Here is a 19,568-nt window from a genome sequence, read left to right as displayed (position 1 = left end):
ACTAACGAAAGGGGCGGCTGATATGACTGGAAACCTGTATCGGGGCCAGGCAGGGCTGCCCTTCTCTTCGTCGCTGCGCATTTACGAGCCCCTCGAGGCGTTCCCGCCCGAACAGCAGCGGCAGCTCGTGGCGAAGGGCAGCAAGAGTGGTTCCCGGGCCGCCGTCGAAAATGCGGAGCTGCAAGCCTCGCTGGGCCGCATCACGCGTTCCGGCGGCGACCCGTTCCCCACCGGCAGCACCGACCTGGTGCGCATGACGCGCGTTCCCACCGGACGTCACGCGGCAACGCCGGAACAAGCTGGAGCGGACCAAGCAGCCGCGCCGGACGGAGCTGCCGCGTCCCACCACAGTGCCGCTTCGGCCCCAGAAGGGCACGACGCCGGACGGCTGCTTTACTGCCCCAGCCAACTGGTGATTCGGGCCGGCTTGGCAGCCAACGCGCTCATGGACGGTGTGCACAGTCCCCTGGCCGACCTCCTTATTCCCGTCTCGCAACGGGACAAGCACCAGGTCAGAATCGACCGGATCAATGCCGGGGAAGATGCCAAGCGCGTCCATACCCGGGCTTCAACGTGGGGTATCCCGTTCAGCTGGTTCTCGCTCTTCGCCGAGTCGGACCGCAAGGACGTGGTGGAGTCTGAAGGGCGCATTCTTACCGTCCGGGTGTGGACTCCCCTCACGGAGGCCCTGGACCGTGCACGCTTCGCCGTGGCCCACTTGGCTTTGGCTGCGCCGGACCTGGACATGCTGGATGACCTGACTCAGCTCACCGAATGGCTGGAACTCTTTCACATCCAGTCCATGGTGGAGCTGGACTACGGCGCAGTGGCAGACAAGGTGTATCCGGACGAGTCCCCCATGGATGTGCGGTTGGGCATCGAGTGCCTTGCAGAGGGCGACATGACCGGCGCGGCCGCTGCCTACCGCAGGCTCGCTTCGCGGTGGATTCCCATCCGGCAGCTGGCGCGCGCTTCCTAACCGGCGTCTTTATACACCGGGTGGGGCTGTTGTCTCGCGCACGATCAGCTCATGCGGAGCCACTTCCGAATGCACGGCTTCCGGGTTGCCGTCCAGCTCGTCAAGCAGCATTTTCGTGGCAAGTTCGGCTTGGTTGTCGGGGCGCTGGCCCACGGTGGTCAAGCCAATGGAGGCCGAGAAATCGTGATCGTCAATGCCGATCACGGAGAGGTCCTGAGGCACCCTGACGCCATGGCGGCCGGCCTCGAAAATGACGCCCATCGCCATCTCATCCGACGAACAGAAGATGGCCGTTGGTTTGCGTCCAGGCTGGTTCCAGAGCCGGTTGAAGGCCTGTTGGCCGCTGGCAACGGTGAAATCGCCCCACTGGTCCCATTCCGGGCGGACTTCCAGCCCGGCGTCGGTCATGACTTCCTGGAAGGCGCGGATACGCACGCGCGGCACGTCGAAGTTCAGGTCTGTTTCGTCGTCTCCGTGGAGCAGGGCGATGTCCTTGTGGCCCAGGTCCAGGAGGTGCCGCACGGCGGTGGACGCGGCGTCGTAATCGTTGATGCCGATGTAGGCACAATCCTCAACGTGGCCGCCCACCACCACCAGCGGGATGTCGATCTTGTGGAGGTGTTCCAACTCTTCCTCGGTCAAGGACATGCAGAGCACCAGCAGGGCGTCGATCTGTTTGTAGACCATGGTGGAGCTGAAGAGCCGCTCGCGGTTGCTGCCGTGGCCGCCCAGGTTGAACAGGGAAAGGTTGTACTTGCGCGAATGCAGTTCCCGGTCCGCACCTTCGATCGCTTTGGAGAAGAACCACCGACTGACGAAGGGGGCCAGGACGCCGATGGTGCGTGTTCGGCCGGTCGCCAGGCCAGACGCCGACGACGACGCCACATAGCCCAGGGAACTGGCTACTTCGAGGATCTTCTCGCGGGTGGCGGGCGACACCCGCGGTAAACCCCGCACGGCCCGTGAGACGGTCGCCGTCGAAACTCCAGCCGCTGCAGCGACGTCCTCAATACTGACGCCGGTATGGCCGCCGCGTTGGGACCGACCCGTTGTTCGTGACACAGGCTCCCCTCTCCGGCCGCCGTTGCTCCGCCTTCACCTTAAGTGTCTGTTTGTGGTTTGAAGCCCTCGGTTACGCAGCCGCGTAATGCGCTGCGTAACCGAGGCTTCAAATTTCTAGCCCTTAAGGCCGCCGGACAGCAGGCCGCGCACAAAGTAGCGCTGCAAGCCGAAGAAGACCAGTAGCGGAACAATGATGGAGACAAATGCTGCCGCCGGGTTCAGGTAATCCCTGGCGCCGCGGGTACCCGAGAGCTCCGCCAGGCGCTGCGTAATCGGAGCAACGTCCGCCGTGCCACCGGAGAACACCAACGCCACCAGGAGGTCATTCCAGACCCACAGGAACTGGAAGATCGCCAGCGAGGCAAGCGCCGGAACGGAGAGCGGCAGGATAATCCGCCAGAAGATGGTGCTGTGACCGGCACCGTCCACCCTTGCTGCCTCGATGACTTCACCGGGAATTTCGGAGATGAAGTTGTGGAGCAGGAAGATACCCAGCGGAAGGCCGAACATGGTGTGGGCGATCCACAGCTGCGCGTAGGAACCGGCAGGGAGCTGCAGGGTCTGCGTGAAGAACTGCAGGAGCGGAATCAGCGCCATCTGGAGCGGAATGATCTGCAGGGCGAAGACGAAGATGAACAACGCATCGCGGCCCTTGAACTTTCCCCACGCAAACACGTAGGCGGCCATGGATGCCAGCACCAGCACAAAGATGGTGACCGGGATGACGATCGCTATGGAGTTGACGAAGTACTGCGAGAGGTTGGCAGACTGCGAGCCCGCCGGCGTGAGCACGTCGGCGTAGTTCTTGAACGTGAACTGCCAGTCGACGAAGGCATTCCACCAGCCGTCGGACCGGGGGCCCACCTGCTTGGCGGCAGGACGGAACGAGGTGACAAAGAGGCCGAACGTCGGCACTGACCACACGACGGCGATAATGACCGCTGCCGCTGTTGCCCACTTGGAGGTGAGCTTGGTCTTGACGCGCCGCATGATCGGCTGGGCGTCCTCCGTGGGGTCGGATCCAGGACGCTGCCGGGTGGCCTTCGAGGCCTCTTTCGGGGCTGGCGTGGCTGTCAATGGATCTCCCTTTGCTTGCGAAGGACTCGAGCGTTGTACACCACGATGGGCAGCACCATGAGGAACAGGATCAGGGCCAAAGCGGCACCACGTCCCGGCTCACCGGCGCGGAAGGCCTGCGTGTACATTTCGTTGGCGACCACGGACGTGTCGTAGTTTCCGGCCGTCATGGTCCGGACAATGTCGAAGACCTTCAGAGTGGCGATGGTAATGGTGGTCAGCACCACCACCAGGGCTCCACGGATACCGGGAATGGTGACGTTGCGGAACTGCTGCCAAGCATTCGCACCGTCCAAGCGGGCTGCTTCCACGAGTTCCACTGGAACGCCCTTGATAGCGGCGGACAGAATCACCATGGCAAAGCCGGTCTGGATCCAGACCATCACGATGATCAGGAAAATCGTGTTCTCAGGTGCGTCAAGGAGGAACTGCTTCGGATCCATTCCCAAGGCGACGCGGAAGAAATTGAGGACACCGGTTTGTTCAATGTTGGGACCGCGGTAGTCATAGACAAGTTTCCAGATGATGCCGGCGCCCACAAAGGAGATGGCCATCGGCATGAAGACCAGCGACTTCAGTACCTTTTCTCCGCGGGCCTTGTCGATGAACACTGCGTAAGCAAGGCCGAAGCCGGTGGACAGCAAGGGAACCAATACTGTCCAGATGACGGTGTTCCGCAACGTGGTCAGAGCCTCGGGCTGCGTGAACATCCAGACGAAGTTGTCGAAGCCGTTGGCATTTCCACCGGCATCCGTGAAAGCGAGCATCGACGTGCGGATTGCCGGATAGACCAGGCCCACGACCATCAGTATGGCGGCAGGAGCAAGGAAGCCTGCCACCGTGACCTTGTCTTTGACTGATTTAGGAGCCCTGTCCACCAGCAACATGATGAGGCCGATGACCGCTGCGAATATCGCCAGGGCTATCACTACTTGTAGGAGTTTTTCTCCAATAAATTCCATACCCAACCTCCGGGCGTGAGTGAATCACTAAGTTCCGGGAAAAGCACTGCCTCCCCGGCTGGGCAAACCAGCCAGGGGAGGCAGCACTTTGGGAGTTAGCTCTTAGGCCAGCTGGATTCGATGCTGTTGGCAACCTCCTGGGAGGACGTGCCGTTGATCCACTGCACGATGCCCTTCCAGAAGGAGTTGGAACCTACGGCACTCGGCATCAGGTCCGAGCCGTCGAAACGGAAGACGGTGTCCGGGTCCTGGAGGATCTGGACAGTCAGCTTGTCGAGGTCGGACTGGGCGTTGGCGGGATCCAGGCCCTTGTTGGCACTGACCACGCCGCCGAGCTTGACACGGTTGTTGGCGAAGTCGGCACTGGCCAGGTATGCCAGGAAGGACTGGACCTCAGGGGTGTCCTTGTAGGCGCCCACCATTTCGCCGCCACCGGTGACTGCTTTGCCCTTGCTCTCGTCGATCGGCGGAGTGATGAAGGCCCAGACATCGCCATCTTCAGCAACATTGGTTCCTGCAGGCCAGTTGGCGGCCTGGAAGTTGGCCTGGTGGTGCATGGCGCAGGTGCCGTCAAGGACCGGCTGGCCGGCCTGGGCAAAACCGGTGCTCAGGATCGAGCGGACGTCACCGAAGCCGCCGTTAACCATGTCCTGGTTGAGCAGGATGTCGCCGGCCTTGTTGAAGGAATCGACGATCTTGGGGTCGTTGAACGGAATCTGATGGGTGATCCACTGGTCGTAGACCTCGGGGCCGTGTTCGCGCAGAACCACGTCCTCGATCCAGTCCGTGCCGGGCCAACCCGTAGCCTCACCGGATTCGAATCCAGCGCACCACGGTTTCATGTTCTTGTCATCCGCGGCGATCTTCTTGGACAGCTCGATCATTTCGTCCCAGGTCTTGGGGACTTCCCAGCCCTTGTCCTTGAAGGTCTTGGGTGCATACCAAACAAAACCCTTGACGTTGGCCAGCATCGGAGCGGCGTAGAACTTGCCGTCAACCGTGCCGTACTTCTTCCAGTCCGGGGACCAGTTCTTGTCCACGAGGTCGGAAACGGTCTGCGGAGCGGGCTTCAGGTAACCGGCCCGGGCCTGGGTGGCAAGGAGGCCGGGCTGCGGGAAGATCCCGACATCGGGGGCGGTACCGGACTGGGCACGAACGCCGATCTGCGTTTCGAATTCCTTGCTGCCCTCGTACTTGATGGTGATTCCGGTGCAGTCTTCGAACTGCTTCCAGGATTCCTCGAGGTTGGTTGCCTCAATGTCTACGATCGTCGAATAGACGGAGACCGTCTTGCCGTCGTGCTTTCCGTAGCTTTCGTAAGCGGAGCAATCATCCGAGCCTGCGGTTGATCCCCCGCCGCCTCCATCTCCGCTACAGGCGGAAAGGGTAAGTGCCAGAACACCGGCGGCTGCGACCGGTAGCAGGTACTTGGTTTTCTTCATGCTAAAGACTCCTCGCTGAGTACAAGTGATTCGGCGGCGCAATTGATGTGGTGACGCTCACACTAGCTAGAACGGGCGCCAAAATGCAAGCGCTTACACAGAACGTAACCGCATCGATACCAAGTAAACTGCCGATCTCAGCGAGAAGGCCGCCGCGAGGCTCTGTTAAGGGGCATTTGAGTGGTCACCCCTGCCGGCTGGAGTCCGTTTCGATTTGTTTACCCAATGTTGCCTATGGAAAAATAGGAAGTGTGGATGAACTTGAAGCACTGCAGACCATAGGCCGATTGATCAAGGAAGAACGCTTGGCCCAAGGATTGAGCCAGGTGCAGTTGGCCAAGCAGGCAGGTACCGCCATCAAGACCGTCCGTACCTTGGAATCAGGAACGCGGCGCACCCAGGAAATCAACCAGCGCAAGCTTGAGCATGCGCTGGGCTGGCGTGCAGGATCCGTCTCAGAGGTCCTCAAGGGAAAATCGACGTTTGCTCCGGAAATGATCACTCCCGACGACATGCGCTCGGGAGACGAACCACGGCAGGGACCTCCGCGCATTGCCGTCCCTGCGGCTCCCATTGCCCGGGCGTCGCACCTTTCCGACGAAGAACTCCTCGCTGAGCTCACGTACCGGATGATGCACCGCAACAGAGGCTGAATTCGGCCGCCTCATTTGCCAGCTTGGCTCATTGACCAGCCTGGCGCCGCACCATCTCGTTGATCCAGCTGGGCGCAAACGGTGAGGTGCAGTTGGGCGGCGTGGGGTAGTCCTTCAGGACCTCCAAACGCTCACCGATGTCCAGGGCCCTGGCCCGGTGTTCCGGAAATTCGATCCCGATCATGGCAAGGCATTGGTTCATGGCCCACTGGAGACGGTCCGGTGAGTCCTTCATGCTGGCCTCGATAATATCCAGAAGGGCCACAGTGTCCATTCCGTCAGGCCTCTTGACCACGCGTTCCGATGTCAGTGCCCACCCTGCGCTGGCCACAACAGGATCAACGTCGGCAAACCAGGCCACCCGCAGCGCTTCGGAGTGCGGACTCTTCTTGACCACGTAGTTCACCAGCCAGTCCTGCACTTTGGGGGTCCGCGCGCCCCGGAGCATGCTGTCCAGCTCGTCCCGTTCAAAGGCCTTAGGCCGACAGATCAGCAGGGACAACAGCCTGGCCGCGGTGTCACCCGTGGCCCACAATTCACGTGATAGTTCCTGCTGCGTTTTCAGTCTCTTAGCGACGGCGCGCAGCTTGCTGAGGTTCACGCCATGGTCGTCACCGTGTTTTTCGTTGATTTCCCGCGCACGGGGTTCTTCCAGCGCGGCAAGTTCCGCCAAGAGCCCGGACACCGTTGTTCCAGCCACCGTTGTTCCGGCCACTGCCGCCTCCTGTCCTTCGGGTATGGGATTCAGGCTACCCGCTACCCGGAACGGGAGTGCAGCCCACGGCAGTGCGGGAAGGTACCCGAATCTCTTTTCACGATCAACCCTTGATTTTGCGTTAAATCAATGTCAATCTAAATCGACCCAAGGAAGTCAGCACCACGAACGGAGTGCGACCAGTAGTTCAGCACCGTGCACACGGGACACAGGCGTGAGTTTCACCGAGGCGGCGGCTCCAAACGACGGCGGCGAGCCGCCGTCGTCGGATCGTGCAAAAGAACGACGTCGGATGAATGGGAATTCAGAGACGACGATTCTACAGTGGAAGCCTTGACGGTGACCGCGACCGCCATTCAGCCGCTGCATTTTCTTGTGCAATTCGCCTGTGCTGGAATTCGTTGAGAAATGACACATCCGCTGAGTCCAAGCACGCAAAGCCCATCACAATGATGTAATAAGGAGCTTTTGTATGAAAACAATCAGTAAAAAGTTTAGATTAGCTTCGCAAGCCGCTTTATGCACCGCGGTCCTGGCTCTTTCGCTGATGTCCAGCCCGGCGGTCGCGACCAACAATCCTGCAGTAGACACTGCCCCCGCTACCACTGACGGCACGATCACGGCCGAACAGTATCCCTTTCCGCACAACGTGGAGTATCCGCATGGGATCATGCCGAGCCTGGACCGGGACACGCTCAACCGGGACATGCTGTCCATGTACACCAAATGGCGCGACCAGTACATCACCACTGTTGGAGCGGCACCCGGTGAAGTGAGGGTCCGCGCCAGCGACTCCCTGTACAAGGACGGGGCGCCCTCCGAAGGAGTTGGGTTTGCAATGCTCCTCTCTGTTTACATGGCCAGTTCGGAAACGGGCAGCCGTACGGACTTTGACGGGCTCTTCCGCTACTACAAGCGCAACCTGTCCCCGGGCTACAACTTCATGGGATGGAAGGTCGATAAAGAGGGAAACAGCATCGATCCCTATGCTGCACCCGACGGCGACTTTGACGCTTCGACGGCTCTTCTGATGGCGCACAAGCAGTGGGGCAGCAGCGGCGCGATCAACTACCTCGATGAGGCCAAGAAGATCATTCGGGACGCCATGGAGCACCTGATCTACAAGCCCTCCTACCTCGTCAAGACGAGCCAAACGTCCAGCACGGCAGTCATCAGCTCCTACGAGATTCCGGCCTGGTTCCAGCTCTACAAGGACATCACGGGCGAGGACAGATGGGACAAGGCGACCGATGCCGGATACCGGATGTTTGATCACTTCTACAACCTGAATCCCACCACTGGCTTGGTGCCCTTCAAATGGGTCCTCTCCTCCACGGGCGTTCCCACCTACACCGGCGCCAACGGCCCGGACAGCAATTCCACGAGCTACGGCTTTGATCCGTCCAGGCTTCCCTGGCGGGTGGCCCAGGACTTCCTGTGGAATGGAACCGAAAACAGCCAGCTCGCCCACGATCTTCCCGACCGCAACGTGAAGTGGTTCATGTCCAAGATCAATGGCAACCCTGACAATGCGCTGGCAAACTACAACGTGGACGGCACAGATCGGGCCACGTACACCTCTCCCAGGAACATGACCGGACCTATGGCCGTTGCTGCGATGGTGGACGCCTCCAATCAGGAGTCCCTGGACCTGCTTTACGGATACCTGCGTAAGCAGGAGCCCATGAGCGACTGGCCCGGCGGCTATTACCAGGACGCAGTCATGATGATGAGCATGCTTGTCCTGACCGGCAGCATGCCGAACTTTTATGATTCCGCGCCCTACCCCACCAGCAAGATGCCTGCTCCCCTGCCGGCAACAGACACCACGGCCCCCACGAAGCCGCTGAACTTCAAGGTCACCGGCACTACTTTGAACACCGTCAATCTGTCATGGGCTGCCGCGGCAGATGACCAGGGACCGGTGATGTATGAAATCAGGCGCGACGGCAGGCTGTACAACGTCACCCCGACACTCAACACCAAGTTGGAGTACCTGGACCCAGGCACGACGTATTCAATAACCGTGACAGCCAGGGACGCGGCCGGCAACAGAACGGCCAGCGAAGCTGTTACGGGATCAACAACGGTGGACACGGTCGCCCCGGCAAAGACAACCGGGATCGTTGCCCAAGCACGATCGTTGTCGAGCATCACGTTGAAGTGGAACAAGCCAGTGGACAATGACTCAATCAATGAGCTGTCCTATGACGTCTACCGTAACGGTGGCAAGGTCAATGCCGGCCCGGTGTACTTCCCCAGCGACTATAAGATCGAGAACCTGCCAGCAGGAACACCCCAGAGCTTCACCATCGTGGCCACGGACAAGTCGGGTAACAGCTCAACCAGTGACGTCTTCACAACCTCCACCACTGCCACGGATGTGACAGCGCCATCGCGTCCGTCGTATCTGGAAGGGAAACGAGCGGCAGACAGCGTCGTGCTGAAGTGGGCCGGGTCTACCGATGACAATCCGGGCAGCACCGTAAGCTACGACGTCTTCACCGGAGACACGCAGTTGAACAGAGAACCTGTCACCGGCACCTCATTTACCGTGACCAATCTCCAGCCGCAAACCGAGATCTCCCTCCGCGTGGTCGCCAAAGACTCTGCCGGCAATACACGGTCAAGCTACCTGTACGACACCAGCACCAAAAAACTAAAGGTCAAATAACCACCTGCAGTGAATTGAACAAAGATGATAGGAAATAGTGCCCATGACGGAACAACAAATGCTGACGACAACAAGTGGTGTTCAGAGCACGGTATTGCCGGAAGAGATACAGGTGGGCGATCCAGGCGAATTCATGGATTGCTACGCTGCACTGGACGGGAACACGCTTCGCATCGGCAACAATGCCTTGGAGCGGTCCTGGGATCTTGGCCGAGGCATTCCCACCGTAGTGTCGTTGAAGAACAAGGCCACAAACAAGGAATGGTTTGCTGCCGAGGAAACCTCTGATTGGTTACGTACTGTTGATCGGAAGTATGCCTACTACAACTCTGCCTTGTTCAGCGGGGACAGGCTGGGCATTACTGTCAGAACAGCCCGCGACGACGATCATGGTGTTGCCCGGGAACACTTGAAGGTGGAAGTGGAACTGGCTTTTGAGGCTTCCGTGGTCCGGTGGACGCACATCGTCTACCCCGGGGTCCCTGTCCTGCGGTCCTTCATCAGCGTCACCCTGAACGAAAGCGTGGAAGTGTCCGGCCCGGAAAGTCTTGATGTTCAGGCGCCGCACCTAAGGGAGCTTGAGGGAGGCTATCAGGACTGCTTCCCGCTGGAACCGAAACATTGCGGATGGAAGAGTGTGGAGTTCGTTGATGTCACCGATGACATGGACAACCTGGTCTTCGCCAGTACCGGCCTGTTTTCCAGGCGCGAACAACGTTTCATGAAGGGGAACGTCGTCTTCGTGCAGGACCACTTGTCAAAGGATGGCCTGACACTGATCAAGGAAGGTCCGACTGCGCTGGGCTATCTGGACGGGGTGGAAAGTGACTTCTTCGTCAAGGGCCAGAACGTCTTCACTACAGGCTGGTCGTCCAGCCGGGACCTGCAGAAGTCCAAGACGCTCACCACGTACGGCAGCGCCGTCGTTCTGTGGAGCGGTGAGGAGACCGATGCGCTTTCCAGCCTGCACGACTATCACAATGCCCTTCATGTCTTTGATCCTGAGAAGGATGCCTTCGTCATGTCCAACACCTGGGGAGATCAATCCAGCGACGGACGACTGAGCGAGCAGTTCCTTCTGGAGGAGCTTGAGATAGCAAAGAAGACAGGCGTCACGCTTTATCAGATCGACGATGGCTGGCAGAACGGAACCACCGCGAACTCCGTAAACCCTGGAGGAGCTTGGGGGAAGGGCTACTACGAGGCCAACCCGGATTTCTGGGAAGTCAACCACATCCGGTTTCCCAATGGGCTCGAGCCCATCGTGGCATCCGCGAACGAAAAAGGCATCAGAATGGGCCTGTGGTTCTCCCCCGATTCCCTCAATGACTTCGAGAACTGGGAGAAGGACAGCGATATCCTGATCGGACTGCACAAGCGATACGGGATCTCGGCCTACAAGCTGGATGGGATTGAGTTCACTTCCAAGGTCGGCGAAGAAAACCTCACCCGATTGATGCGACGGGTGCTCACCGGCACCAACGGCGACGTCTTCTTCAACATGGACGTCACGGCGGGAATCCGCAGCGGCTACTACGGCCAGCTGCAGTACGGTTCCTTGTTCCTTGAAAACCGCTTCACCGGGAAATTCGGGGCCTGGCCAAACTACTATCCTCACCGCACACTGCGGAATATCTGGATGCTGTCGCGTTACTATCCTACCTACAGGCTGCAGGCCGAGTTCCTCAACGTCCAAAGGAACACAGACCTGTACCCTGACGACGCCTTGGCACCCTCCAACTGTGGGCTTGAATATGCGCTGGCCGTTACTTTGTTCGCCAATCCGCTCGCTTGGATGGAACAGACAGGGCTGAGTGAGGAGTCCGTTGAAACCTTGGGCCGCGTCATTCCCCGCTATAGGGAAGTCCAAAGTGAGATCCTGTCCGGCCATGTCCTGCCCATCGGCGACGAGCCAAACGGCACCACATGGACAGGATTTCAATCAATCACATCCGATCATTCCGGATATTTGCTGATCCTGAAGGAACACAATCCGGAACCCGGACAGTCCTACAAACTATGGAGGCTGCGAGGCAAGGAACTGAAACTTGAGCCGATTCTGGGCGATGGACGACAGACCGACGCGGCTGTGGACGAGACGGGCAGCACCGTCTTCCAGTTGGATGGACTCTTTGCCTACGCCCTGTACAAATACACCTGCTGACGCGGTGCAAACAGCCTGACGACGGAAGAACGCCGTGCCTGCATTATCTGGGACTGCAGGCACGGCACCTCCGGGATCACTCGGTCAGCGGACGCGCTCCGCCTTGGTAAACCTGGACCGGGCACCGGAAACCATGTGTACCAGCACCGGGGTTTTTTGGCCGATGACCAGGTCCAATGCTTCAACCAGTTGTGATATTTCGGCAGCCAGCAGGTGCGGCGCAACTCCTTGTCTGGGCTGAATCCGGATGCGCAGCCCTGGCCTTCCCCGCACCTCGTAGGTCGCCACGGAGGCGGCCGCGAGGTCGGTCCTCCCGGCGAGTGCCGCCCTCAGCGCTTGCTCGGCGACGCCGCCGCCGATCCGTACTTCTCCGTTGATGTGGCTGTCATCATCGCTGGCGATCAGGAGGTTGCCCCTGCCTTTGCCTTGCTGCGACAACCAGGCGATCATGGCGATGATGATGGCCACCAGGACCGCCCCGGCCACAATCCACAACCAGCTTTCCTCACGTCCGGGGAAGCGCGTTTGGCGGAAGGCATTTTCCATCCCTGCCCAGGCAGCGGCGGACCAGCCATGCCACCAAGCTGCAACAGCGGGCACTGTGGCCAGCAGCAGGAGAAGCACTCCTACAGCCAGGAGTTTCACCCCGATGATGAACAACAGCACACGATTAAGGGCCCGCGGTGTTCCATTCACGCGCCAATCACCCCCGACGAAGCCAGGTTGACCCGCACAGAAGGCATCGGCACGGGAGACATCTCTTCAAGTTCCGCTTGCACAGCTGCCAGCACTGCCTCCTCGCTCACCCTGCTGCCGGACGTAGGCCGCACATTGACCACCACCAGCTGCCGGGAAACGATCACCATGACCTGTTCCTGGGTAACGTTCGCAGCAGTTCGTGCACGACGTGCCAGCGCTGAGGCAAGAACTTCGTCATCAACCACGACGGCGGTACGCGCGTCCCTGAGCAGATGCCGGGCACGCCTGCCGGGCAGCACTGCAAGCAGGAAGAAGAACAGTCCCACCATGGCAACTACGGCGCCACTGGCACCAAGCAACAGTGGGGAAATGCCTTCAGGGAGAGCGATGATGCGCCCGGCCGCAGTGGTGGGATCGATCAGCCACGGTGGTTGCCCAACTGCCCGCACGCCCGCCTCAAGCAGGGCATAGAGGCAGAGAACAATGACCAGGACGGCGGCAATGGCGGCAGCAGCGGCCCGGGAAGAGTGGGTTTCACGGCGCAGGATTCGGCTCATTTCGGGGTCTTCGCCGGCCACCGGTCCAGCTCCTGCATATCCTTCCAACCGAGCTTGCTGATCCCGGGTGTTCCGGTCCTGGGTTTCCTGGTCCTGTGTCATTGAACGCGGCCTCCCTCCGTGACGTGGGCTCCGCTGATCCTGATGTCCACCCTGCTTAACTGGGATCCGCTGAGTCGCGTGACCGTTTCAAGAACAGCGGCCTTGGCAGCTACTGCACGGTCCCAGATGGAGCCGCCAAAGCCTTGGACGCGCAACGGGTCCCGCAGGACCTCTGTCAAAGCCGGGATGCTGATAGGTGCCACGATCGACAAAGCCAGCAGGCCGTCGTCGTCCGCCCAATCAGCGCGGATGTCGTTGGCCTCAACGCCGAGGGCCTCGGAGGCGGCGGCGCGCGCCAAGGATGTCAAAGCCTGGGTACTGATCCGGTTGTGGCCGGCCAGGCTGCTGGTGGAGTCCACAGCCTCAGCCACGCTCATGACGAAGAGCGCCGGCCCGTAATGGCGTCCAGGACGCTGCGGAGATCCAGTTTTCCGTCTGCGGCCCGGCCGAGCAGCGCTCCGATGCCCATGAAGAGCAGTGAGATCAGGAATCCCCACAGTCCAAAGGAAAGGGACATGAACGCTACGAAGGCGCCGATCGCGATTCCAACAACGGTCATGCTCACTGGAGTGCCTCCCTTTCCATTACGGCTGGCTTGCTTCCCGCAGGTTTGACCGGCGGAGCCACGTAGACGTCATTGATCTCGATGTTGACCTCAATAACCTGGAGGCCCACTAGTTCTTCAACAGCGCGGAAAACGGCACTCCGGACCTGGTTGGCAACACTGTGCAGGGGGTGCCCGTAGAGGGCAACGAGGTTGATGTCCACGGCCACTTGGGTCTCGCCGACTTCCGCGCGCACGCCTGCTGCGTGGTCGGAGCTGCCGACGGCGTCGCGAATCGCGCCGAGCGCACGGGACGGACCCGAACCCAACGAGTAGACGCCCGGCACCGTGCGGGCAGCAATGCCGGCAACCTTGGCAACCGCCGCCTCGGAGATGATGGTGCGTCCAGTACCCAGGATCTCGCCCCCGAGCACAGGATCAAGCTGCACGTTCTGGTCTTCCATGGAGCACTCCCCTTCTCTTGAGTACCACCCTAGCGTCTAGCTCCGACGCTTTGGGAGAAGCGTCGGAGAGAAGGGAGTGCGCGCGGCGGCGACTGCTGGCAGTTCTTATCCATTCAGTCCTGGATGGACCCAATTGCAGGCATCGGACAGCGATGAGAACTCACCGTAGGGCCCATCGGTTCCGGTAGTTGGGCCGGTTCCGGTAGTCGTGCCTTTTCCGATGGTCGTATCTGGACTCGCTTCTGTGGTTGGGGCAGAGCTGGTACCCACTTCGGGCGATCGTAACCATGATTCCGCCAGTGGATACGTGCGATTGATGAGCCGGCGAGGTCAGAATACGCCCAGCGTCCTGCCGTAAACAGAGCAGGGTTATCCACAACGCCCGATTCGTGACTGTGTTGGGCTCGATCGCCCCACCTAGACTGGCCGACACATCGCCAAAACAGCTGCTGGGGAGCCTGTCATGCCACGCCTTTCGTCTGCCACTCTTCTTTTAGTCCTGGCCCTGCTCCTCACGGGTTGCCAGGGCGGCAGTACGCCCAGCGAGCCACCCTCCGAAACAGGCTCGACGACGACGTCGCCCACCACCAGCGCTTCGGTTCCGACGGCTTCGGCTACTCCGGATAGTCCGCCGACATCCGCCGCGTACAAGCCCGCTGACGCAAAGGGTAAGGCCGAGAACGTGCCCGTTCCCGTAATGCCGGAGTTGGCGAAGGAGAACTCGAAGGCAGGGCTGGAAGCGTTCATTAGGTACTGGTACGCGCAGCTGAGCTATAGCTACGAGACCGGTTCAACTGAGCAACTGGCATCTCTAAGCAGACCTAGTTGCGCGCTATGCAATTCCCTCCGTAAGGGAATTGAGACTGGCTGGGAGGACGGGCGTTGGATCTCGGGGGCCGCAATCAGATCGGCAACGGTTGAAGCTTCCTTTGATCCGTCAATGCCTACACAAGTTGCCGCAGTTCAGGTTATTCAGGAACCAATCGAAATCAGGGCACAGGATGGTTCCCTGTACCAGGAGCCAACAGCAGCGACAAACTCGGCAAGCCGAGCTGCATTGGTCTTTGATGACCAACGCTGGTCGCTCGTCGACCTCGGATTGCTTCGTTAATCCATGCAGAAACTCACACGAAGAATCGGCATCCTGACAGTAGTTATCTTCATAGCTACTGGACTTCAGAGCGGCCTTGCCGCCGCTAAAGAGCCAAAGATAGACATCGGCTACGTGGACAATGCAATGAATCTGACTGGTACGCAATGGACTCGGGATGCCGTCACAGGCAACTTCATTCCCAAAGTCGAAGGCAGTTCGCTCACCGTAGAGGACCCGAACCAGTACATGGCCGATGTTCATTGCCGGTCCGGCGGAACTGACACACCGGACAGGGGCTGCCTCACGATGGAATGCCCGGCCAAGACACCTGACGGAGAAGAAGGTACACCCGTGATCTGGAGGCAGGCACCGAAGTCCATCACGAACCCAACCTGGACAGACTACCCAGCCGTCAGCGGACCCACCTGCCTCTACGACGCCCAGCCCGAGAACGTCCTGGCCAACATCGCCGCCCGCATCCTGACCGGCTTCCGCCAACTCCCCGTCAACCCAGGGACCCTCGAAGCCCAACCCTTCCCGCACACCCTCAAAGGCGGACCCACCAACTTCTACGCCACCACCGCAGAACAAGACTTCGACGTCACCATCCTCGGCCAAGCAGTCCACCTCACCGCAATACCAGCCAACTACACCTACACCTACGGCGACGGAGGAACCCTCGGACCCACACCGGTGGCCGGCTACTCCATCCCCGAAACCGACTGGCTCAACAACGAAACACGCACCAGCCACACCTACACCGAAACCGGCAACTACCAAGCCACCCTCACCACCAGCTTCACCGGCACCTACTCCGTCAACAACGGCCCACCCCTACCCATCAACGGAACACTCGACATCACCACACCAGCCAAAACCATCCACGTCTGGAAAACAGAAAGAGCACTCGTCGCCGACACCTGCCAGCAAAACCCCAACTCCTGGGGCTGCCCGGCGCAAAGACCGACTAATAGGGTGAGTGCGCAAAGCGCGTGAGTGCAGGTGGAGGGACAGCTTTTGTGCCGCGTCGGCCTACTTTGAGCGGCTATGACCTTCGACACGCGGAGAATTACGGTGCGTTGGCTTCCGCGACGAATCGAGGCGGACCAGAGCGGGTGGCGGCGGTACACGCTGTCGCTCATCGGGTTAAAGAAGAAAAGCACCAGTTCCGAAGAACTGATGCTTCCCAGTGGTGGCTCCGACCGGCGTCGATCCGGTGACCTTTCGATTTTCAGTCGAACGCTCTACCAACTGAGCTACAGAGCCTAGGTGACATGTCACCTTGAGAACCGAATTTCTTCGGCGCTCAGAGCGACCCTGACGGGACTTGAACCCGCGACCTCCGCCGTGACAGGGCGGCGCGCTAACCAACTGCGCTACAGGGCCTTGCGTTTGCAGTATCTCTACCGCATTTTTTTCAAGGCTTCTAGCTTACCAGACTTTTTTCATCCGGTTTACCACTTCCTTGCGTACCCCCAACGGGATTCGAACCCGTGCCGCCGCCGTGAAAGGGCGGTGTCCTAGGCCGCTAGACGATGGGGGCCTGAACTCAATTCGGATTTCGCAAAAGAAAAGCGACGCTTTACGCGTTCTTTCCGTGTCTCGCCCGTCCGAACTGGACTCTAAAACTTTAGAGCATAGATGGCGATATTCCCAAATCGAGGTCTGCTGACCGTCCGGGGCTACCAGCTTGGCGTCCACCGAGGAGCGGGATCTCACCTCTAAGAAACGCCCAAAGAGTCGAAAGCTCACCCCTCAGCAGCGCCCACCCAAAGAGTCGAAAGCTCACCCCTCAGCAGCGCCCACCCATCAACCGCACCCACTCTCCGGAGGCGGTCCGCAAACATTGGCAGGATCTTGCCCTGACGCGTCCGAAAACCGCCAGCCGACCCGACTCAACGACGGCTAGATTTGGCTCTATGACAACCACTTCCCCGGCCGAACCCGGCCAGCCTTCCCCGGACCTGCCCGAGCGCACCACCCCCGCGCCGGGGGCAGCCATGAGCAAACTCGGCATCGCCGCCGTGATCGTCACCGTGATCCTGTGGGCTTCGGCCTTCGTGGGCATCCGCGCCGTCGGCCCCAGCTTCTCCCCCGGATCCTTGACGCTGGGACGCTTGGCGGTTGCCGCCGTCGTGCTTGGAATCGTGGTGCTGCCGACACTGAAGGTGTGGCCGAGCGGACGGGAGTGGTTACCGATAGTGGCCTACGGAGTGATGTGGTTCGGCGGTTACAACGTGGCCCTGAACGCCGCGGAACACATGCTCGACGCCGGCACCAGCGCCATGCTGATCAACGTCTCCCCTATCCTGATCGCGATCCTTGCCGGAATCTTCCTCAAGGAAGGCTTCCCCCGCTGGCTGCTGATCGGCAGCGGCGTGGCGTTCTGCGGCGTCGCGATGATCGCGCTTGGTTCCGGACAGCGTTCGACGGCGGACGTCGCCGGCGTGTTGTTGTGCTTGCTTGCCGCTGTACTCGCCTCGGTGAGCGCGATCCTCCAGAAGCCCGTGCTCCGTAAGTTCACCGCCGGGCAGGCAACGTGGTTCGGCATCATGGTGGGCGCCATCTGCTGCCTGCCGTGGACCGGGCAGTTGATTTCCGAGGTGCAGGCGGCCCCGCTCCCGGCAACGCTCGGCCTGGTTTACTTGGGAATCTTTCCCACGGCCATCGCTTTCACCACCTGGGCGTACGCTTTGTCCCTCATCTCGGCCGGAAAGCTCGCCGCCACCACGTACCTGGTTCCGGGTACCACCATTTTGATTTCGTGGGCCGTGCTTCAGGAAGTCCCCACCATCTGGGGACTGACCGGTGGAGTGGTTTGCCTGATCGGCGTGGGCCTGACCCGGCGTCGGACACGCCAGCCCCTCCGTTAGCGGGCCATTCCCACCAAAAGTTCGCGGTGTGTGGGCGGATTGGCACCAGGGCGGCCGACGGCGATGGAGGCCGCCATGGAGGCAATGGTGCCGATCCGCTCCATGACGGTGGGCGCCAGTCCGTCGCTGCCACGCAGGAGCAGCCCCATGATCAGCGCCGCCATATAGGAATCTCCCGCGCCGATGGTGTCCGCCACTGTGGCCGGGACGGCCGGTACGTTGAGCTGTATGTGCCGTGTGGCCATGAGCGAGCCCTTGACGCCCTGGGTCACTACAACCAACCCGGTGCCCAGTGCGAGGAGGTGGTTCGCGGTGTCCTCAAGCGCCTTGCCCGGGTACAGCCAGCGGGCATCGGTGCCGCTGAGCTTCACGACGTCGGTCAGCGGCACTATTTCCTCGAAGAGCGCCAAGGCCTCCTGGTGGCTTCCGAGGAGGTCGGCGCGGATGTTGGGGTCGTACGTCACCATGCACCCACCCTGAGCCTGCTCCAGCAAGCTCCGCACAACGCTTGCGCCGGGTTCCAGGAACGTGGCGATGGAGCCCGTGTGCAGGATCCTCGGAGCGTAGGGAAGGGCCAGAGGCGCCAAAGCCCAGTCAATGTCGAAGGTGTAGTCAGCTGAACCGTCCGAAGCTATCCGGGCCGTCGCCGTCGCGGTCTTGCCCGCGGACATGGAACCGGGCAACAGCACCACGCCGGCACTGTGCAGATGCGATGCGATGGCGTCACCTCTGGCATCGCGGCCGATTGCTGTCAGCAGTCCGGTTTTGACGTCCAGCCGGCCCAGGCCGAAGGCGACATTGGCCGGCGAGCCGCCGGGGTACTCCACCTGCCCATCGGCAGACTGCACGATGTCGATCAACGCCTCACCTACAACCACGACGTCGAGGGGTTCAGGCGCGAGGGAAGAGGTGCCGGTCATGCGGTTCCTGTGTCTGTCGAAAAGAGGATTGACTTTTAGTATCTCTCATCACACACGGCGCCGATGCAGCCTGAGCGGACTAAAGTCAGATCATGCCCGCGAATCTTCCACCCGGCTTGCCCATAGTTCCGGACGGCGAGCGCCCTTCATCGCCGCTCGGGGAACGGAATGCGGTGCACAGTCCTGTTGAGCACACCGCCGCTCGTGGTGCCGCGCCTTTCGAAATGTCTCCCGAAGAATTTGAAGAGGCCGTCAGCGACGCCCTCCAACTGATCCCGCCCAAAGCGGCCAGTGCCATGGACAACGTGGCCATCTTCATTGAAGACGACTACACGCCCCAGCCGGGCGAAAATCCGGACACTGTGCTGTTGGGACTCTACGAGGGCGTCCCCCTGACTGAACGCGATTCATGGTGGGAAGCCGGTTCACTGCCGGACCGGATCACCATCTTCAGGCAGCCCATCCTGGACATCTGCAGCACACGCGAAGAAGTCATCGATGAAGTAGCCATCACGGTGGTCCACGAGATCGCGCACCACTTCGGGATCGACGACGACCGTCTGCACGAACTCGGCTGGGGCTAGCCTT

The 19,568-nt window shown here is 60.5% G+C and carries 20 protein-coding genes and 3 tRNA genes; 8 read left to right on the top strand and 15 right to left on the bottom strand.

Annotation, left to right across the window (positions count from 1 at the left end; all coding sequences use genetic code 11):
- Nucleotides 1-22: 22 nt before the first annotated feature.
- Entirely contained in the window at nt 23-979 is a 957-nt protein-coding gene (locus tag CGK93_RS02350) for a hypothetical protein (protein ID WP_089593431.1), read from the top strand.
- Nucleotides 980-988: 9 nt separating this feature from the next.
- Here the strand turns inward: CGK93_RS02350 and CGK93_RS02345 are convergent, their stop codons facing one another.
- The 4 genes from CGK93_RS02345 to CGK93_RS02330 all read right to left on the bottom strand — a co-directional run bounded on the left by CGK93_RS02345 (nt 989) and on the right by CGK93_RS02330 (nt 5,522).
- Nucleotides 989-2,041: a LacI family DNA-binding transcriptional regulator gene (locus tag CGK93_RS02345; RefSeq protein WP_089593430.1), complete on the bottom strand. Its 1,053-nt coding sequence runs from the start codon at nt 2,039-2,041 to the stop codon at nt 989-991.
- A 114-nt stretch (nt 2,042-2,155) separates the two neighbouring features.
- Complete coding sequence (locus tag CGK93_RS02340) at nt 2,156-3,118, bottom strand: carbohydrate ABC transporter permease (protein WP_089593429.1); 963 nt, start codon at nt 3,116-3,118, stop codon at nt 2,156-2,158.
- Entirely contained in the window at nt 3,115-4,080 is a 966-nt protein-coding gene (locus CGK93_RS02335; RefSeq protein WP_089593428.1) for a carbohydrate ABC transporter permease, read from the bottom strand. Before CGK93_RS02335 ends, CGK93_RS02340 begins: the two co-directional genes overlap by 4 nt.
- Before the next feature lie 95 nt (nt 4,081-4,175).
- Nucleotides 4,176-5,522: an ABC transporter substrate-binding protein gene (locus tag CGK93_RS02330; RefSeq protein ID WP_089593427.1), complete on the bottom strand. Its 1,347-nt coding sequence runs from the start codon at nt 5,520-5,522 to the stop codon at nt 4,176-4,178.
- A gap of 251 nt (nt 5,523-5,773) precedes the next feature.
- On the opposite strand from CGK93_RS02330, the gene CGK93_RS02325 reads away from it, so the two are divergent.
- Nucleotides 5,774-6,175: a helix-turn-helix domain-containing protein gene (locus CGK93_RS02325; protein WP_026542619.1), complete on the top strand. Its 402-nt coding sequence runs from the start codon at nt 5,774-5,776 to the stop codon at nt 6,173-6,175.
- A gap of 28 nt (nt 6,176-6,203) precedes the next feature.
- On the opposite strand, the gene CGK93_RS02320 is transcribed toward CGK93_RS02325, so the two are convergent.
- The gene (locus CGK93_RS02320) at nt 6,204-6,890 is read right to left on the bottom strand and encodes a DNA alkylation repair protein (protein WP_089593426.1); all 687 of its coding nucleotides are present in this window, start codon (nt 6,888-6,890) and stop codon (nt 6,204-6,206) included.
- Between the two features lie 547 nt (nt 6,891-7,437).
- Here CGK93_RS02320 and CGK93_RS02315 point away from each other — a divergent pair.
- Complete coding sequence (locus CGK93_RS02315; RefSeq protein WP_198318334.1) at nt 7,438-9,564, top strand: glycosyl hydrolase family 8; 2,127 nt, start codon at nt 7,438-7,440, stop codon at nt 9,562-9,564.
- A 43-nt stretch (nt 9,565-9,607) separates the two neighbouring features.
- Nucleotides 9,608-11,728, top strand: a complete 2,121-nt coding sequence (locus CGK93_RS02310; RefSeq protein ID WP_198318332.1) for an alpha-galactosidase — start codon at nt 9,608-9,610, stop codon at nt 11,726-11,728.
- Nucleotides 11,729-11,812: 84 nt separating this feature from the next.
- Here CGK93_RS02310 and CGK93_RS02305 read toward each other — a convergent pair whose 3' ends face one another.
- The 6 genes from CGK93_RS02305 to CGK93_RS23405 form a co-directional block, all read right to left on the bottom strand.
- Nucleotides 11,813-12,424, bottom strand: a complete 612-nt coding sequence (locus CGK93_RS02305; protein WP_089593424.1) for a hypothetical protein — start codon at nt 12,422-12,424, stop codon at nt 11,813-11,815.
- Entirely contained in the window at nt 12,421-13,086 is a 666-nt protein-coding gene (locus tag CGK93_RS02300) for a DUF6286 domain-containing protein (protein ID WP_089593423.1), read from the bottom strand. The genes CGK93_RS02305 and CGK93_RS02300 overlap by 4 nt, the downstream gene beginning before the upstream one ends.
- Nucleotides 13,083-13,463 carry a hypothetical protein gene (locus CGK93_RS02295; RefSeq protein WP_089593422.1) on the bottom strand — a complete coding sequence of 127 codons (381 nt, stop codon included), beginning with the start codon at nt 13,461-13,463 and terminating at the stop codon, nt 13,083-13,085. The genes CGK93_RS02300 and CGK93_RS02295 overlap by 4 nt, the downstream gene beginning before the upstream one ends.
- A complete protein-coding gene (locus tag CGK93_RS02290) occupies nt 13,460-13,651 on the bottom strand; it encodes a DUF2273 domain-containing protein (RefSeq protein WP_089593421.1) in 192 nt (63 codons plus the stop codon). The genes CGK93_RS02295 and CGK93_RS02290 overlap by 4 nt, the downstream gene beginning before the upstream one ends.
- Nucleotides 13,648-14,094 carry an Asp23/Gls24 family envelope stress response protein gene (locus CGK93_RS02285; protein WP_089593420.1) on the bottom strand — a complete coding sequence of 149 codons (447 nt, stop codon included), beginning with the start codon at nt 14,092-14,094 and terminating at the stop codon, nt 13,648-13,650. Before CGK93_RS02285 ends, CGK93_RS02290 begins: the two co-directional genes overlap by 4 nt.
- Nucleotides 14,095-14,511: 417 nt before the next feature.
- The gene (locus CGK93_RS23405; protein WP_157731571.1) at nt 14,512-14,841 is read right to left on the bottom strand and encodes a hypothetical protein; all 330 of its coding nucleotides are present in this window, start codon (nt 14,839-14,841) and stop codon (nt 14,512-14,514) included.
- Between CGK93_RS23405 and CGK93_RS23950 the strand changes: the two genes are divergently transcribed.
- On the top strand, nt 14,792-15,205 hold the full coding sequence (locus CGK93_RS23950; RefSeq protein WP_232481622.1) for a DUF6318 family protein: 414 nt from the start codon (nt 14,792-14,794) through the stop codon (nt 15,203-15,205). The two genes, CGK93_RS23405 and CGK93_RS23950, sit on opposite strands and share 50 nt — an antisense overlap.
- Before the next feature lie 3 nt (nt 15,206-15,208).
- A complete protein-coding gene (locus CGK93_RS02275; RefSeq protein WP_232481521.1) occupies nt 15,209-16,183 on the top strand; it encodes a hypothetical protein in 975 nt (324 codons plus the stop codon).
- A gap of 194 nt (nt 16,184-16,377) precedes the next feature.
- Here CGK93_RS02275 and CGK93_RS02270 read toward each other — a convergent pair.
- The 3 genes from CGK93_RS02270 to CGK93_RS02260 all read right to left on the bottom strand — a co-directional run bounded on the left by CGK93_RS02270 (nt 16,378) and on the right by CGK93_RS02260 (nt 16,730).
- Nucleotides 16,378-16,453: transfer RNA gene (locus CGK93_RS02270), tRNA-Phe, on the bottom strand.
- Between the two features lie 46 nt (nt 16,454-16,499).
- Nucleotides 16,500-16,573 (bottom strand) — tRNA-Asp (locus CGK93_RS02265).
- Between the two features lie 84 nt (nt 16,574-16,657).
- Nucleotides 16,658-16,730 (bottom strand) — tRNA-Glu (locus CGK93_RS02260).
- A gap of 376 nt (nt 16,731-17,106) precedes the next feature.
- Between CGK93_RS02260 and CGK93_RS02255 the strand changes: the two genes are divergently transcribed.
- Nucleotides 17,107-18,060, top strand: a complete 954-nt coding sequence (locus CGK93_RS02255) for a DMT family transporter (protein ID WP_089593418.1) — start codon at nt 17,107-17,109, stop codon at nt 18,058-18,060.
- Here the strand turns inward: CGK93_RS02255 and CGK93_RS02250 are convergent.
- Nucleotides 18,057-18,980: a carbohydrate kinase family protein gene (locus CGK93_RS02250; RefSeq protein WP_089593417.1), complete on the bottom strand. Its 924-nt coding sequence runs from the start codon at nt 18,978-18,980 to the stop codon at nt 18,057-18,059. The two genes, CGK93_RS02255 and CGK93_RS02250, sit on opposite strands and share 4 nt — an antisense overlap.
- A gap of 92 nt (nt 18,981-19,072) precedes the next feature.
- On the opposite strand from CGK93_RS02250, the gene CGK93_RS02245 reads away from it, so the two are divergent.
- Nucleotides 19,073-19,564 (top strand): metallopeptidase family protein, encoded by a 492-nt coding sequence (locus CGK93_RS02245; protein WP_089593416.1) that lies wholly within the window; start codon nt 19,073-19,075, stop codon nt 19,562-19,564.
- Nucleotides 19,565-19,568 lie beyond the last annotated feature (4 nt).

The organism is Arthrobacter sp. YN (genome assembly GCF_002224285.1).
Lineage (GTDB): Bacteria > Actinomycetota > Actinomycetes > Actinomycetales > Micrococcaceae > Arthrobacter.
The sequence above is the reverse complement of the archived record's forward strand: the minus strand, read 5'-3'. Positions and strand labels throughout refer to the sequence as shown.